The following is a 16,015-nucleotide window of genomic DNA, read 5'->3' as shown; positions in this document are numbered from 1 at the left end:
ATGGACATGAATGTATATAACCTAAAATAAGAATAAATTTTAATAAGGGCTGCCCAAAAAGAAAAAAAATGCAGTTGCCATCCTACAGATACTTGCAGAAAGGATAAAATTTACTTTTAGACCTTTTGGGATAGCCCTTATTAATACTTCAGATAAAATTCCTAAGGTTATATTTTCAATCCTTTGGACCGGGTTTCCTCCTTGGCATACAGCCCCGGATGCCCAGTTATGGTGTGATTGGCGATAATACTTTCCGATGGATTGCGTATTTGCGGTGATGTATCTTCGGGATATTGCCTGATACCGTTTCGCACACCTTTCGCTTCCGGTTTGACCTGTTGCCCTTCATGCTCCTTTTCGGTGATTTCGGGTGTAGGCGGCGCAAGTTCCAGCTGTATCTTGCGGTCAAGGGCGGCAAGTTCGGACTTCAACTGTTTCAGTTCTTCCTCCTTCTTCCACACCTTGCCTGCTATCTCCTGCAACTGCGGTATCTCACGTTCCAAGACCTCATTCTTCGCTTTATACTGGTCGATGATGGAGGGGATTCTCTCAATCGCGTTGAGGAAGTTGCGGGCGGCGGCCAACGGGTCAGCCAGCGCCAGATGCCCGTTGTTGTAGGTGTACTTGTAGTTCCCCTCGACCACGAAGCGGTTGTCGGTAAACTCCAATCCCTCTTTGAGTATCCTTTCGCTGACCACCTTTATCGGGAAACCGTAAAACTCTCCAACCTGCGTGTACAACCCTCCGGTCGTGGCATTCTTGGCTATCTCCTGCAAACGCTTTCCGATGACTTTCTCATCGGCGGAATCCACTCCGTCCACCTTTATTATATTAAGGTGATTGCCCTCCTTGTCGGTCTGCACCACAGAGAGGAAGCGGTTCCAGTCCTCCGTCATGGCATCTATGAAAGCTGTGTTGTTGCCCAGCTCGCGGGTCTTCGATTCCAGCTTGAACTCCGAATCACGCTTGCCCTTGTTGAACGACTTGCGTTCCCCTTCGAGCGAGGCGATACGTTTTTCCAGTTTCGCCTTGTCCAGCAGGTCGGTGTTGCCGGATAGCAACGCCATATATTCCGAGAAGTTCATGCCCGATTTCTCGTCCATTGCCCCCTCGTCGATGGTACGCGCTTCCATAGCACCGCTTTTAAGCTGGCTGATGAAAGTCTGCTTGCAGTGCAGGAGGTTGAACTTGTAACTGTCCAGTGATTTTTCCACCGCGTAGATTATTACGTCCACGTTGTTCCCGGCGAAATGCTTGGCTATCTCGTTGCCTGCTCTAACTCCCCGTCCGTCACGCTGTTGCAGGTCGGACGGTCGCCACGGCGTATCAAGATGATGAATTGCCACACACCGTTTCTGTGCGTTCACACCCGTTCCGAGCATGGAGGTGGAGCCGAACAGCACACGCACCGTCCCGGCGTTCATGGCATCTATCACCGCCTTCCGAGCCTTGTCGGTCTTGCACTCCTGAATGAAGCGCACCTCGCTTGGCGGTATGCCGTAGTCCTCCGTCAGTTTGCGCTTGATTTCCGAATAGACGTTCCACCCATCGCCCGGCTGGTAAGTCCCCAAGTCAGAGAAAACGAACTGCGTGCCTTTCTGCGCGTCGTATTTTTGATAATACTCCGCGATTATTTTGGCACAGTGGCTCGCCTTGTTGTCGGGGTGGTCTTCGTAATGCGGGTCTATCATGCGCATGTCGAGTGCCATCTTCCGGGCATAGTCCGTGGCGATAAGCATCTTCGCCTTTTCCTCCGTTTCCGAAAGCGGCAGTCTGCCCAACAGGGTGGCGTCGCCCGTCTTGGCGAATTGCATCAGCTTCTGTATGAAGTCCTCCTGCTCCGGCGTGGGCGGTATGTGGTGCAGTATCTCGTTTTTGTTGGGACGGTCCACGCCCACATCCTCCGCCGTGCGGTAGTCCGTGATTTCATTATAGAAGGCGGCAAGCTCCGGCACTTTGATGAAGTAGCGGAAACGCTCCTTCTGCACCACGTTGTTCGTCACGTTGAACTCAAAATCCGTTGTCTTCTTGGCAAATATCGCCGACCACGCATCAAAACATCGAATGTCCTGCCGTTCCAGCTCCTTCGGGCGCAGGTACTTGAACAGCAGGTACAGCTCAGTCAGCGAGTTGCTGATAGTCGTGCCGGAGAGGAAGGTCGCCCCCAAGTCCTTGCCCGTGCGCTCCTGTATGGTGCGGATAGCAAAGAGCATGTTCAGTGCCTTCTGGCTTCCCTCGCTGTTCCCCAATCCCGCCACACGGTCGTGGCGCGTGTTGAAAGTCAGATTCTTGAACTGGTGCGATTCATCAATGAAAATGTGGTCGATGCCCATCTGCTTGAAGTCCACCACGTCGTCCGTGCGTGACTTTATGGCGTGTTCCACCTTCTCCAATTTCGCTTCAAGGTTATGCTTGCGCTTCTCCAGACCTTTCAGCATCGCCCGCGATACGTTCTTTCCCTGCTGGCGCAGCACTTCGAGGTTTTCCTCCACCGTGTCAAGCTCCGCTTGCAGGATGCGCTGCTGCAACTCCGGCGACTGCGGTATCTTGCCGAACTGGTCGTGCGACATAATGACACAATCGTAGTCGTTGTTCTTGATGTTGTTGAAGAAACGCACGCGGTTGGCGGTCGAAAAGTCTTTCTCCGAAGCGTACAGAATCCTCGCGTTGGGATATGCCGCTTGATAGGTGGCGGCAATCTCCGCAACATTGGCTTTCAGCCCGATAATCATCGGCTTGTGCGCCAAGTTCAGACGCTTCATTTCATGCGCGGCGATGCACATTATCAGCGTCTTGCCGGTTCCAACCTCGTGGTCACAAATTCCGCCGCCGTTCTGTTTCAGCATCCAGACGCAATCCATCTGCGAGGGATAGACGCTCCTGATGCCCCGGCTTGCCAGCCCTTTCAGATTGAGGTCGGGAAAAGTCTGATGCGAGCCGTCATACTTCGGGCGCACGAAACAGTTGAACTTGCGGTTATACATCGTCGTCAGCCGCTCCTTGAACTGTGGCGACTGCTCTTCGAGCCATTCGGAGAAGCCGTTTCGTATCTCGTCAATCTTGGCGTTGGCGAGCTGTATTCCCTCGCTGTCGCGCACCTTGATGTCGTTGCCATGCTCGTCCCTGCCGATGGACTTCATCATGTCGGGACAGGTGTTGTGCAGGGCGTGTTTCAGAAGGTGCATGCCGTCATAGTTACGGTAATACCCCTTCACCAGAAACTCGTCCGTGATTTTCATGGTGCGGTAGCCGCACGCCACCGAAAACTCGTCCATGCTTGCAGAGTAGGCGATTTTCACCTCCGTGTCGAACAGCCGGCTCATGTAGGCGGCATAGACACCCGTCGGAATCCAGCGTTCCCCGAAATTGAAATCAAGGTCTTCAAAAGCGATGCGCGGCGGTTCGGCATCTTTCAGAGCCTCCAACGCCTGCTTCACCTCCGGCATACGTTCACTTTCGGGGTTTTCGCCCATCCAAGCCTCTATGCGTTCCGCTTTCTCTATCACGTTTCCGGCAATAAAGCGGTCCTTAATCTCGTAACCGGTTACGAGCGGATTGTAATAGATGCGCCCTTGCAGGGCTGTGAGCAAATCCTCCGCCGTACTGTCGGTTATCTCCCGCATATAGTCGAGATCGACAGTGCCGAACTTGTTGAGCGACGCGGACAGTGCTTCTTCGGGTGAGCCGACGTTGGCATGGCTCTCCACGGAGAAGGAAACGGGACGCTCGAAGATGTCCGCCTTGACAAACTTCCCGTTCTCCGCCCGTTCCAGCGAAAGGATGTCACGCCCGCCCGCGTCCATCATCACTAACTTCACGTTCTGCTTGGCGTTGAGGTTGCCGTAGCGCATGACAAACTCATCGTAACAGGTGTTTAGATGCTCTCGCCACGGGACATTTGCTTCATGCAGGTTCGATTCATAGCGGTACAGCCGCTCGTAGGCGTCACGGAGTAAAACATACTGTAACGCCTTCTCCTTCTGGTAGCCTTTCAGGTCGAGCGGCTGGAATGTCGCCCCGTATGGCGTGATGTCCTTCAGGTAGCCGATGTTATGACGCCCCCTGTCAGCCACCAGCGACCCTTCGCGCAGGTGCATCTCCGGCGTGCGGTGGTAGGCACGCGGCGAAAGGTCCACGACTTCTTCCTTCGGCTTCTCCGCTTCGATGTCGGGGAAAAGGGAGGTCGCCACCGCTTCCGGTGGGGTATCTGTAACGGCAGGTGCGGTGACTGCTTCCGGCTGTGTTTCCTCCTGCCGTGGTTGCTCACGGGGAGTGTCCGGCACGGCTTTCACTTCCATCTTTTCCGCCGCCGCTTGTTTCTCGTTATGCTGCCTTGCCAGTTCCCGAAGTTCCTTCCTGCGTTCCGGCGTCAAATCCATCATCATCTCGTAGAAGCCGTTGATGGGAGGATTGGTATCCCAGTCCAACGTGGCATAGATGTCGTCCGGGTCGGCAGGCTTGGCGGTGTTCTCCGTTTTAGCCTCCTTGTTCTCTGTTACAGTCTTAGGGGTGGTAGCCGTCGGCACAGCCGTAACATTTTGTGTGACATGCACCTGTGGCTTGGGTAGAACGCGCCTTGCCGAGCTTTCCTTTTTCGCCTCCTTTTTCTTTTTGGCGGTTTTCGGTTGTTGGCTGACTTCTTCCGTCATCCCCCAGAGATCGAGCAAGGATAGCTGCACACCGTCAGAATATTTCGGACGTGGCTCTATCTCCGGCTTTTCCTCTGTGGGTTGCGGTTTCTCCGTCGGAGTTTCCACCGCCTGCATCGAAGATGTTGTTTCCATCTTTATGGCAGTACGCTCCACCTCCTTTTGAACGGTAACTTTTTCTTCCGTTCCCGACTGCCGGATTGAACCCGAATACAGACGCATGGCGAGCCTGTAATGGAAATCCTCGTCGAGCATACGGTGCAAATCCCCGGCGATGCCTGCTGCCTTGCCCTCGTGCAGATAGACCATAGCGGGCTTCCCGTATGGGTCGGTGTCAAGTTTCGCCGTCGTATGCACGATGCGTTCCGGGTGGTGGATGAAATAGGCGTTGTCGGTCAGGTCGGTTTTCGTGTCCGTCTGTATTACGGTCATCAGCCGCTCGTCCTGCGACATTTCCTTCTTGCTGAGGTTCTTTTGCAGGACAATCAGGTCACTGCCCACTTCTGTCCCCGCGTTGTCCGTGAACAGGTTGTTGGGCAGGCGTATCGCGGATACCAGATCAGCCTTACTGAACAGCTCGTTACGCACGGAGGTCTTGGTGCTGTTCAATACCCCTTGCGAGGTGATGAACGCCACGATACCGCCGTCACGCACGGCATCCAGTCCTTTGAGAAAGAAATAGTTGTGGATGGCTTTCTGGGCGGAGCGTCTGCCGAATGAGTCGCTCCGCTGAAACTCAGGGTCGAACACGGCTATGTCTCCGAACGGAATGTTGGACACCGCCAAGTCGAAATAATTGTTGAACGGTCTTTCGATTTTCTCAAAACCGCAGGTGCGCGTTTTCTTGCCGGGATAGAGATGCCTCAGGATTGTACCCGTGAGCAGATCCTTCTCGAAAGCCATCACATCCGCATTGGGGTTGTGCCGCAGCATGGAATCCACGAACACGCCAACCCCCGCCGACGGTTCGAGCATACGGGCGGGGCGGACGCTGTAATCTGCCAGCACGTCCGCGATGGTGTCGGTTATCTCTTTGGGGGTGTAGAAAGCGGTCAGCACGGACGCTTTCAGCGAATCCACAAACCGCTTGTACTCTGTTTCGTCCTTGCTGTTCTCACGGATAAGCCTGTGCAACTCCACTGTCGGGGCGAACAGTTCGAGGTCGGATTTCGCCCACCGGACGGCATCCGTCAGTTCCTTTGCAGGGTTGAGGATACATTTCAGACCGCCGAAACCGCAGTACCTTTGAAGTATGGCACGCTCTTCGGTTGTCGCTGTCCTGTTTTCCCTGTCAAGGATGAATGCCGTCCGTATCGCCTCGATGTTGTCCCGCAGTTTCTGTTTGCGGTTAAACGCCATATTCCCCGATGTAAAGGACGGTTGCCCCCGTCAGCTCCGTGTAGAGCAGGTCGTAATCGGAAGACAGGGCGAAGTTGTCGTCCGAAAGGTCATAGACGGAGAACACGTTGCCGACAAGCGGCATGAGTTTCAGAATAAAGGCTTCTTGTTTCTCTTCCGGCACTTCGTCGAAAAACTCGCTCTCCACGACTTCACGGAGAATGGCGTACCGGGAATAGCGCAGCCCGCGCAGCAGCGTGTCCATCGCCTGCTCTTGCGCGCCATCGGCGGGATAGCCTTCGAGCCGCGCCTTTTCATACGTTTCGGCGGCACGGTCGGCCCGTTCCCGTATGAAAGCGGTGTCAGTCGCCTGTTCAAACTTGTTCGTGCGGAGGTAGTCCAGCAGGTACAGACCGTAATAGGAAAAGTCGGTCTGACCCTCGTTTTTCTTCTTGTTGTTCATTACTTTGGAGTTTAGTGGATTGATATTTAACGGGATAATTGATTGGAAAAAGGAAGAAAAAGGCACTCGGTATCCCTCCGAGTGCCACCACTAAATCCAAAGTATGAGTGTAATCCGGTATCGAAGAACAATTCATTACTCTGAACAAGTGGCAAAGTTAGTGCAAATCGAAGACAATACGAAAAAAACTTGTTTGTTTCTATTGTTGAGATGCAGCCTAACTTATCAAAAGTTAGTGATTATTTCCTTTTTTTCGGATAGGAAGACTTGCATTTCTTTTCCGGGAACACGAACGTCGTGTTATATTCCCCGTCAAAGGCGACTATGGCATCGAAGTTCTTGCCCTGCTTGCTCTTGAAGCCTTTGAGCGGCTTGGTGTGCCCGTCGGTGAGCAGGTCTTTGATTTCGTCGTCGGACAGGGTGCGTCCCGCTTTCTGCCGGAACACGGGCAGTCCGCACTCCGTGTTGTCGCAACGTACCACCTTGCCGTAGAACCGCATCCTGCCCGTGCCGCACTTGGGACACGCGCAGCCGGAATCACGGCTGCCGAAGAGCTTGTCGCACGAGAGCAGTTCGGAGGTGATTTCCCGTGTGTACGCCTCTATCTCCTTGCGGAAAGTGTCGGCGGGCAGTTCCCCGCGCTCGATACGTGCCAGTTCCTTTTCCCATTCGCCCGTCATGGCTACATCGGCGATGCGCATCGTCTTCACCACGGAATTGAGGGCGAGTCCCTTTTCGGTGGGAACAAGCGACTTCTTGCAGCGTTCCATGTAACCGCGCTTGAAAAGCGTTTCGATGATGGACGCTCGTGTGGCGGGAGTGCCGATGCCGCAGTCCTTCATCGCCTGCCGCAGCGCGTCGTCCTCAATTTCCTTGCCCGCTGTTTCCATTGCCGAGAGCAGGGTGGCTTCGGTATGCAGCGGCTTGGGTTTGGTCTTTCCTTCGGTGATGGAGGTGGCTTTCAGCGTGAGCGTGTCGCCATCCTGCCAGCCGGGGATGGTAGTTTCCTCCTTTTCCTCGCCATAGACGGCACGCCATCCGGCTTGCTTCACGACACTGCCTTTCACGGTGAACTCCACTCCGGCACATTCTGCCGTGACAGCAGTCACGTCCTTGACGCATTTTTCGGAGAATGCCTCTATCATTCGTCCGGCAATCATCTGATAAATGGTGCTGTCCTCTTTGGAGAGGAAGAGCGGTTTCTCTCCCGTGACGAGCAGGGCATGGTGGTCTGTTACCTTGCCGTCATCCACGCTACGGCGTGTCGGGATGGCTTTTGCCCGCACCTTGTCTTTCCATTCGGGCTGCGTGCCGATAAAGGCGAGTAGCTTGGGGATTTCAGCGAACACGTCTTCGGGGATGTAGCGGCTTCCCGTTCTCGGATAGGTTATCAACTTCTTCTCGTAGAGCTTCTGCGCGATTTCAAGCGTCTGTTCCGCCGTGAAGCCGTGCTTGGCGTTGGCTTCTTTTTGGAGCGTGGTCAGGTCGTACAGCAAGGGAGTTTCCTCCGTCTTCTCCTTACGCTCTGCTTTCGTTACCGTTGCGCTGCCTGCCGCCTTTACCTTATTATATAGCTCCGTTGCCGGTTCTTTCGACTTCCATTTCTCGGAGGATGAGAGTTTCACGACCTCGCCGTCGCAACCGTCTGTTGCGATATGGAGCTGCCAGAATGCTTCGGACGTAAAACGGCGGTTCTCCCAATAGCGTTCACACACCATCGCCAGCGTGGGTGTCTGCACACGCCCCACCGAATACGTGCCATGTCCGGCGGCTATGGATAACGCCTGAGTGCCGTTGATGCCCACGAGCCAGTCGGATTCGCTCCGCGCTTTGGCGGCGAGGTATAGGTTGTCGTACCTGCTGCCGTCTTCGAGGTTGCGCAGTCCCTCACGGATAGCCTTGTCGGTGAGCGAGCTGATCCACAGACGCACGAAAGGAGTGGTGCAACCCGTATAGTGGTAGAGGTAGCGGAAGATAAGCTCTCCCTCGCGTCCGGCATCGGTCGCCACGATGATTTGTTCGCTTGTGTCGAACAGTCTTTTGATGACTTTTATCTGCGACACCACGCCGCTGTCGGGCTTGTAACCTTTCTCCGTCCTGACCTGACGGGGGACGAGCGTGAATGTGTCGGGAATAATCGGGAGGTTGTCACGGACAAATCCGCGCACGCCGTAGCCGTCGGGCATGGCAAGCTGAACGAGGTGTCCGAATGCCCATGTCACGGCATAGCCGCCTCCTTCGAAATATCCTTCCTCTCTCTTTGTCGCGCCCACGATGCGGGCGATTTCACGTGCCACGGAGGGCTTTTCTGCAATGATTGTCTTCATGTTTTCTTGCTTTTTTGTTGATACTTTGGATTTTATTTTGGATTCAGTGGCGGACACGGGATTACATTTTCATGCCTTTGTTGTTCTTCTTTTTCGGCTTCTCCTGCTGCTGTTGCTGGCGGTCGTCCTTTGGGGCGGTCTGACCTTTCTGCAAAGGCTCTTTCAGGTTCTTTGTCGCCTCGTTGGTTTTGCCCTCGTTGTTCACCGCCACCTGTGTGCGGCTCTCGTTGGACGGGGCGACCTGCTGGGCGTTGTCGGGGTTCGTTTCGTAGCGGTACGGGCGGCCCTTCTCCGGGTTGAACTTGATATACATCGTGGCATGGAAGCCCTGCTTGTCGGTCACGTTCTCCAGTTTCACGGCTTTACCCGCCACGTAGTCGGCTTTCTGCTTGTCGGTGAAGTTCACGCCGCTCCATTTGCTGATGGGGCGGATGCTGCCGTCCTCGTTCATCCACGTGTTGCGGCGTTGCTCCTTCTTGGTCTGTGCGGCATTTTCCCCGCCTTGCGCCTGACTTTTCGAGGTGTCACCTTTGGCTTCCTGCGTCTGTGCGGTACGGGGCGACCTTCCGGTTCCCGGCACGAACTCCACGCCGCGCTGCTCCACGTTCACTTGAAGGGTGGTGACGAACTTCCTGCCGTCGTTGCGCTCGATGAGCTTGTCGCGCACGGGCAGTCCGGCGCGGAGCATGTCCTGCTCCTGTTTGGTGATTTCCGTCTTGCCGATGCGCTCCGGGATGCGCACCTTGTTTGCCGGAATGTCCGTGATTTCATTCGTCTTGCGGTCGATGCTGATGTAGGAGGGGATGATTTCGCCCGTTTCCCTGTCCACAATGTCCACGACCCTGCCGAGGTTGCCCGTTTCGCGCAGGTTCTTCCGGTCATCGTCGGAGAATTTGTGTTCCTTGTACTCATCTAACTTCTGCTCCTTGCGGATGAAGTGCGGCACGAGGCTGACATTTCCCTCGCCGTCCTTCTTGAAGGAGAGGCGGGCGTCCAGCTCGAATGATTCGCCGCCGAAGGTGGGCTTGACCTTTACCAAGTCGGACTTGCCGTAGTGGAGCATCTTCGTAAGGTCTCCGGACTTTTCAAGGTCGTCACGCTTCACGCCCCATCTGTCCTCCAGCTCCTGCCAGTTGATTTTGCTCTCGTTGATGGGTTGGTAGCCCTGTCTGCCCTGCGTCTGTTGCGGGCTTTCCTGCTGTTCTTTCTGTTGTTCCATGTTTTCCTGTTTTTGAGGTTCTTGTTTCTCTGTCTTTTGTGCCGCCATCTCTTCCTGCACCTGCTGTTGATAAGGGAAGGTGTCGATTTTGTGCGGTGCAAGGATTTGTTTGTTCTGGTACGGATGCTGAAGCAGGTCTTTCATCACGCCAAGCATGGAATCCACTTGGTCTGCCGCGATGCGGTAGAAACCGAAGCGGCTGGGTTCCTTGCACTGCCGGAAGAAGTTCTTGAAGAAGTTGTCCAGCACGTCGCCGTGTCGGTCGAATTGCAGGAAACTCTGCGCGTTCTCAGCTTTCGCAGGGGTACGCTTGGGTGTGTCGTCTGCATTCAGCCCGGCTACCACGCTGATCTCGCCCGTCTTCTCGTCACGGACTACCAGCACGTCCTTTTCGTCTTTTTTCTTTGCCATTTGAAAAATGTTTTAATGGGTTATTTATGAAAGAAATTATGGATACGAGCCTTGTAGAAGGCTATATCTTCTTTTTTGAAGTCCTTGATATGGTTGGAAAGGAATGTCAGCACATCCTCCTCGCTGTAATAGGTTTTCTTGCCCAGTGTCTTGTAGGGCAATGCGCCGACACTGCGGTAGCGTTGCAGTGTGCGCTTGCTTATCTGGAGCAGCATGCACAAATCCTGATTGTCGAAAAGGCGGATGCTTTCCGTGATAGTAGGCTGTTTCCCCTCAGCCTTCATCGCCAGCAGCAGTTCGTCCTGACGGTCGAGCCGTTCCATCAGCTTCTGCATCCAGCCCTCGAAGTTGTTTCGTGTGAGCAGTTCCATGACCTATGTCCTCCTTCCTTTTGGTTTGCCGCCAGTGCGCAGCGTGTGGTTGCGTTTCAATTCCTGCGGTGTCGCCGCGTCCTCGTTGACGGCACACGCTTCAAGCAGGCGGTCTATTTCCGACTGCCGGTAGCGGCATTTACCGCGAAGCACGACATAACCGATGCGTTGCTCGCTGCGCATACGCTGGAGGGTGCGGGTACTCACGTTAAGCAGGTGCGCCGCCTCGCGTGTGGTGAGCAACCTGTCGGGCGATGCCGCTTTCTTGTCGCCGGAGGCGGCACGGACGTGTGCCGCAATCTCCGCTATCTGTTCCGTCAATGACCGGAAGGCAGAACTTTCCATCGTTATCACTTTCATATTCAGTCCTTTATTTTTGTTTATTTTCATGAACATAGGCTGCGCCTCGGCATACCGTTCAAGCAAGTTTGACGCTCTACACTCGGCTTGCTCTATGTTTCTGCGACAAAATTCGGCAATAAACAAAAGGGGCTTTAACAACTCACTACGTGACTCACGTAAGATTTTTACGGAAGATGGCTCCGTAACCCGGTCAAACGGTGCAACAGGCAGCCTTTCAGCGGAAAACGGTACGTGTTAAGGGCTGCATCGTTACCTTTGCGGGCAAACCGATAATTGCATGAATATGGAAATAGTATCTATCGAGAAAAAGACTTTCGAGATGATGGTGGCGGCATTCGGCGCACTCTCGGAGAAGGTCGCCGCCCTAAGGCGCAAAAGCGACACGGGGCGCATGGAAAGATGGCTCACGGGCGAGGAGGTCTGCGGGCAGTTGAGAATAAGCCCGCGCACGTTGCAGACGCTGCGCGACAGGCGGCTTATCGGCTACTCGCAGATAAACCGCAGGTTCTATTACAAGCCGGAGGAGGTTAAGAGGTTGATACCGCTTATCGGCACGCTCTATTCGCACGGCAGATGATTTGATTTATTCACCCACTGAATCCGAAGTTATGATGAACGAGACCAACGATGTTTTTACGATGGAAGACGAGCCGATAGCCTCTGTGATGCAGGATATGCGCAAAGGCTCGAAATGGCTGTCTGTATTTCTGGAAAGTTACCGCCCTCCGCTGGACGGGGAACGTTACCTGACTGACGGTGAGGTGGCGGAACTGCTCCGTGTCAGCCGACGCACCTTGCAGGAATACCGCAACAACCGCGTGTTGTCCTTCATACTTTTGGGAGGGAAGGTGCTTTACCCGGAAACGGGGCTGCGCGAGGTGCTGGAAGCGAACTACCGCAAGCCGCTGGAGTGAGGCGGCCAACATGAAAAAGGAAACGGGCGACATTTTGTGGTGCTGCCCGTTTACTTTTTATATACTTGGGTGTTTTAATGACCTTAAAACCAGTTTTTTGATTGATCCAACCAATTTCTATCGTTAGAAATTCATATAGTTAATAAAAAGTTGTAACTTTGCATTTAACGCAATCTAAAAATTAATTGTAATGGCAATTTTAAACAACATTAAAAATGTACTATCAGAAAAAGGAGTTATGAGCAAATGGTTGGCAAAACAATTACAGAAAGATCCTGCAACAGTATCTAAATGGTGTAATAATCATTCTCAACCTGATTTGTACACATTTGTTCGTATTGCAAATTTGCTTGATGTTGATGTTCATGAACTTATTTGTCATACAAAAAAATAGTATCTAAAGGAATATAGATGTTTCACCATTTTTAAGCATGTAAATAAAGTGTATGAGCAATAAAATTTGGAATTTTGATATATTAGTTGATGATTGTTTTGTTAATTTTAATACAAAAAAGCAAGAAATAAATCCAGATCATAATGACAGGTTATTATCAGTTGCTAATGGCTTTGAAGATGGCAGTTGGAGATATCGTCAATTCAAAGAATTTGTTTTCAGTAATATTGCAGAAACAGCTTTGTCTGCACAAGAACGAGAGAAATTAATAGATAATGATTACGGTAGGCTTATTGAGGCTGCCAAACATTTACGACTTGTTGACAAAGAGCAGAATGGAAAGGGAAGTGAAATAGCGGAAATTATTCTATATGGCATAATGAAGAACCATTATAAAGCCTTATCTGCAATACCTAAAATTTTTTATAAACAGAATGATAATGATAATGCAAAGGGCTCTGATTCTGTACACATTGTAATTGACCCAAATGGAGGCTTTCAACTTTGGTTAGGAGAAGCTAAATTTTATAATTCTCTTGAGGATGCGCGATTATACGAACCAATAAATTCTGTTGAACAAATGTTGCGCAAACCTATTATGAAAAAGGAATGCGGAATAATGACCAATCTCAATGAACTTGATAAACAAATTGAAAACCAAACATTACTTAAAAAGATAAAAGAATGTTTCGATGAGAATACTTCCATTGACGAAATAAAACCCAAACTACATATACCTATTCTTTTATTACATGAATGCCAGATAACAGCAAGTACTACTGAAATGAGTGATGAGTATAAAAATAGTATTATTTCTTTTCATAGAGATCGTGCTCATTCGTTTTTTAAGAAGCAGATCAACAAGCTTAGTTCTGTTCATAAGTATTCGGAAATAAACTTTCATTTGATTCTTTTTCCTGTTCCTGATAAAACAAAAATAGTAAACTGGTTTATTTCACAAGCAAAAAATCTCAAAAATGATGCAGACGAATGATATATATAATACATGTTTAGATATAAGTAATGTTCTAAATGCTGGTGATATAAGTAATGCAAGATCCAAAGTAATTACATTACTTCATGAGATTAATGGTACTAACAATAATTCATATATGGAATTAGTCAACCATCTTATTCGTGAAGTGGGGCTTTTACCGTATATTGATACATATACTGCATCTTGGGAAGATCGGTTTGTATGTGAAGTTTTTAAAGTTAATATTGGAGAAAGAAAACCTTGTGTCTTACATACTGCTCAATCACAGGTATTAAAGAAGTTATTAGAAGGGAAAAGCGTTGCGGTGAGTGCTCCTACAAGTTTTGGTAAAAGTTTTGTTATTGATGCATTTATTGCGATTAAACAACCAATTAATGTTGTAATATTAGTACCTACGGTTGCTCTTGCAGATGAAACAAGAAGACGAATTTGCCGAAAATTCTCTCATCAATATAAAATAATTACAACAACAGATGTAGAACTTGCGGAGAAAAACATATTGGTATTTCCGCAAGAAAGAGCTTTTGCCTATATAGATAAACTTCCTTCAATTGATATTCTAATCGTTGATGAGTTTTATAAGGCAAGTACAAATTTTGATCTTGAAAGAAGCTCCACTTTACTCAGTTCAATGGTAGAACTCGGAAAGAAAGCTAAACAAAGATATTATCTTGCCCCAAATATCCATGAAATAGAAGAAAATGTATTCACTGAAGGGATGACATTTCTGCGTATGGATTTTAAGACCGTTGTAACGCATGCATGGCGGTTATATAAAAGCAGACCAAAGAATGAAGATAAACAGAGTTTTAAGACACGTAAACTTATTGAATTAATAAATACAGGTATAGGTAAAGCTTTGATATATACCGGCACATATAAGGGAATTGAAGAAGTAACAACAATTCTTAACAGAAATTTATATAATAAAGACTCTGAACTGCTTGCTAATTTTTCTGATTGGCTGGAATGCAATTATGGAGAAAAGTATATTCTTAAAGATTTAGTCAAACATGGTATTGGTATTCATAATGGTCAGCTACATCGTTCTCTTAGTCAAATTCAAATAAAACTATTTGAAGAACAGAATGGGTTAGATTATTTGGTATCGACCTCGTCTATAATTGAAGGAGTAAATACTCAAGCAGAGAGTGTCGTTTTATGGTCAAATAAGAACGGGGCTCATAAGATTGATTATTTTACCTTTCGCAACATCATTGGACGCGCAGGCAGAATGTTTCGTTATTTTGTAGGTCGTGTCTATATGCTTGAAGAGCCACCAAGTCAAGAAAATACTAAATTGAGATTAGAGTTTCCTGATGATGTAGTAAAAAAACTTGATGGAAATGACCCCGGTATAAAATTGAATAATGAACAATATGTAAAAATTCAACGATATCAAGATGAAATGATAGAACTTCTTGGAACGGATATTTGGCATAGAATTGAAAGAATACCACAAATCAGAAGTTGTAAACCATCAATGTTAAAGATAATTGCGGAAAAATTGAAAACTGATTCCAATTGGCCAACAAATTGCGATGCTTTACAAAACAATAATACATGGGAATGGAGGGATGCTTTAGGAGATATCATAGAAATTTTGGAATATCATCGAAAAGGACATTTACGGTATTATGCATGTGCATGTAGTAATGGATGGAAAATGACTATAAAAGAGCTATATAACACAGTAAAAGATTATGGTATTACATATGAGGATATATTTACATTTGAAAGATATGTATCCTTTAATCTCTCATCTATTATTGCGGTAATTAATATTATACGTCAAGAACTTTATCCTAATTCCTCAAATATCGCCAATTTTGTATATAAAGCATCAAATGCCTTTTTACCTAAAATTGTATTTCAACTTGAAGAATACGGATTACCGAGGATGATTAGTAAAAAGATACAAAATGCAGGTCTTATAAATCTTGAAGACGATTCTAAAGAGATTACAATCGTTATACAGGAATTTAACACGATAGGAATTGAATACCTTGAACAAAAAATACCTAATCTCCATTCATTTGACAAATATATATTAAAACATTTTATGAACGGAATTCGTTGCATAACGACAAATCAAAAGAATTAAATAATAGCCATATTATTACCTCTATATTTTTTGAGATATGATATGGCTATTTAGATAAGGATCCATATAGAAATTCTTTCGTATAATTTTCATTTGATATCTTCAACAGTACGCAGTTTTTCCGTTCTGTATAAACATCACGTATGTTTGCCGCTTCTCTTGTGAGAGAACCTTTCCTACCAGCCACATGCGGAACAGGTAGGTGTTGTAGGTGTTCAGCCGAAAAGCAATCAGAATAATGATTTCAGGCGCGTACACGTCCGCGTACAGCCCGTTTTCAAGCTGCATGTAGCGGCACACCTTGTAGTCGTTCAGCACGTCAGACTTGCGGACGGCTTTGATGACGGCGTTCACTGCCGGGACGGTCGTATGGAACAGTCCGGCTATTTCGGTGGCGGTCATCCACACATCGTTACCGGTTACGCTGACCGCCTTGTCCTCTATGATGATTATGTCACGTTTCAT

12 protein-coding genes are annotated in these 16,015 nt (G+C 49.1%); 5 read left to right on the top strand and 7 right to left on the bottom strand.

The window, feature by feature from the left end:
* Positions 1-167 precede the first annotated feature (167 nt).
* The 6 genes from GFH31_RS00980 to GFH31_RS00955 all read right to left on the bottom strand — a co-directional run bounded on the left by GFH31_RS00980 (position 168) and on the right by GFH31_RS00955 (position 11,138).
* Complete coding sequence (locus tag GFH31_RS00980; RefSeq protein WP_002560999.1) at positions 168-6,008, bottom strand: N-6 DNA methylase; 5,841 nt, start codon at positions 6,006-6,008, stop codon at positions 168-170.
* A complete protein-coding gene (locus GFH31_RS00975) occupies positions 5,998-6,450 on the bottom strand; it encodes a DUF1896 domain-containing protein (RefSeq protein ID WP_002561000.1) in 453 nt (150 codons plus the stop codon). The genes GFH31_RS00980 and GFH31_RS00975 overlap by 11 nt, the downstream gene beginning before the upstream one ends.
* Before the next feature lie 239 nt (positions 6,451-6,689).
* Positions 6,690-8,777, bottom strand: coding sequence for a type IA DNA topoisomerase (topB, locus tag GFH31_RS00970; protein WP_002561001.1), 2,088 nt, complete (start codon positions 8,775-8,777; stop codon positions 6,690-6,692).
* A 61-nt stretch (positions 8,778-8,838) separates the two neighbouring features.
* The gene (locus GFH31_RS00965; protein WP_002561002.1) at positions 8,839-10,407 is read right to left on the bottom strand and encodes a DUF3945 domain-containing protein; all 1,569 of its coding nucleotides are present in this window, start codon (positions 10,405-10,407) and stop codon (positions 8,839-8,841) included.
* Positions 10,408-10,427: 20 nt separating this feature from the next.
* Complete coding sequence (locus tag GFH31_RS00960; protein ID WP_004291454.1) at positions 10,428-10,778, bottom strand: helix-turn-helix domain-containing protein; 351 nt, start codon at positions 10,776-10,778, stop codon at positions 10,428-10,430.
* A 3-nt stretch (positions 10,779-10,781) separates the two neighbouring features.
* Positions 10,782-11,138 carry a helix-turn-helix domain-containing protein gene (locus tag GFH31_RS00955; RefSeq protein ID WP_002561004.1) on the bottom strand — a complete coding sequence of 119 codons (357 nt, stop codon included), beginning with the start codon at positions 11,136-11,138 and terminating at the stop codon, positions 10,782-10,784.
* A gap of 280 nt (positions 11,139-11,418) precedes the next feature.
* Here GFH31_RS00955 and GFH31_RS00945 point away from each other — a divergent pair, with 280 nt between their 5' ends.
* The 5 genes from GFH31_RS00945 to GFH31_RS00925 all read left to right on the top strand — a co-directional run bounded on the left by GFH31_RS00945 (position 11,419) and on the right by GFH31_RS00925 (position 15,550).
* On the top strand, positions 11,419-11,718 hold the full coding sequence (locus GFH31_RS00945; RefSeq protein WP_019131010.1) for a helix-turn-helix domain-containing protein: 300 nt from the start codon (positions 11,419-11,421) through the stop codon (positions 11,716-11,718).
* Between the two features lie 31 nt (positions 11,719-11,749).
* Complete coding sequence (locus GFH31_RS00940; RefSeq protein WP_002561005.1) at positions 11,750-12,055, top strand: helix-turn-helix domain-containing protein; 306 nt, start codon at positions 11,750-11,752, stop codon at positions 12,053-12,055.
* A 190-nt stretch (positions 12,056-12,245) separates the two neighbouring features.
* On the top strand, positions 12,246-12,449 hold the full coding sequence (locus GFH31_RS00935; RefSeq protein ID WP_002561006.1) for a helix-turn-helix transcriptional regulator: 204 nt from the start codon (positions 12,246-12,248) through the stop codon (positions 12,447-12,449).
* A 52-nt stretch (positions 12,450-12,501) separates the two neighbouring features.
* The gene (locus GFH31_RS00930) at positions 12,502-13,443 is read left to right on the top strand and encodes a DUF1837 domain-containing protein (protein WP_002561007.1); all 942 of its coding nucleotides are present in this window, start codon (positions 12,502-12,504) and stop codon (positions 13,441-13,443) included.
* The gene (locus GFH31_RS00925) at positions 13,427-15,550 is read left to right on the top strand and encodes a DEAD/DEAH box helicase (protein WP_004355287.1); all 2,124 of its coding nucleotides are present in this window, start codon (positions 13,427-13,429) and stop codon (positions 15,548-15,550) included. Before GFH31_RS00930 ends, GFH31_RS00925 begins: the two co-directional genes overlap by 17 nt.
* Before the next feature lie 102 nt (positions 15,551-15,652).
* Here GFH31_RS00925 and GFH31_RS00920 read toward each other — a convergent pair whose 3' ends face one another.
* Positions 15,653-16,015: a hypothetical protein gene (locus GFH31_RS00920; protein ID WP_002561010.1), complete on the bottom strand. Its 363-nt coding sequence runs from the start codon at positions 16,013-16,015 to the stop codon at positions 15,653-15,655.

The sequence above is a fragment of the Alistipes sp. dk3624 genome (genome assembly GCF_009557455.1).
Lineage (GTDB): Bacteria > Bacteroidota > Bacteroidia > Bacteroidales > Rikenellaceae > Alistipes_A > Alistipes_A hominis.
The sequence above is the reverse complement of the archived record's forward strand: the minus strand, read 5'-3'. Positions and strand labels throughout refer to the sequence as shown.

Coding starts and splice junctions, on each gene's coding strand:
- GFH31_RS00980 (WP_002560999.1), bottom strand. CDS start 6,008: ATGGCGTTTAACCGCAAACAGAAACTGCGGGACAACATCGAGGCGATA.
- GFH31_RS00975 (WP_002561000.1), bottom strand. CDS start 6,450: ATGAACAACAAGAAGAAAAACGAGGGTCAGACCGACTTTTCCTATTAC.
- topB (WP_002561001.1), bottom strand. CDS start 8,777: ATGAAGACAATCATTGCAGAAAAGCCCTCCGTGGCACGTGAAATCGCC.
- GFH31_RS00965 (WP_002561002.1), bottom strand. CDS start 10,407: ATGGCAAAGAAAAAAGACGAAAAGGACGTGCTGGTAGTCCGTGACGAG.
- GFH31_RS00960 (WP_004291454.1), bottom strand. CDS start 10,778: ATGGAACTGCTCACACGAAACAACTTCGAGGGCTGGATGCAGAAGCTG.
- GFH31_RS00955 (WP_002561004.1), bottom strand. CDS start 11,138: ATGAAAGTGATAACGATGGAAAGTTCTGCCTTCCGGTCATTGACGGAA.
- GFH31_RS00945 (WP_019131010.1), top strand. CDS start 11,419: ATGAATATGGAAATAGTATCTATCGAGAAAAAGACTTTCGAGATGATG.
- GFH31_RS00940 (WP_002561005.1), top strand. CDS start 11,750: ATGATGAACGAGACCAACGATGTTTTTACGATGGAAGACGAGCCGATA.
- GFH31_RS00935 (WP_002561006.1), top strand. CDS start 12,246: ATGGCAATTTTAAACAACATTAAAAATGTACTATCAGAAAAAGGAGTT.
- GFH31_RS00930 (WP_002561007.1), top strand. CDS start 12,502: ATGAGCAATAAAATTTGGAATTTTGATATATTAGTTGATGATTGTTTT.
- GFH31_RS00925 (WP_004355287.1), top strand. CDS start 13,427: ATGATGCAGACGAATGATATATATAATACATGTTTAGATATAAGTAAT.
- GFH31_RS00920 (WP_002561010.1), bottom strand. CDS start 16,015: ATGAAACGTGACATAATCATCATAGAGGACAAGGCGGTCAGCGTAACC.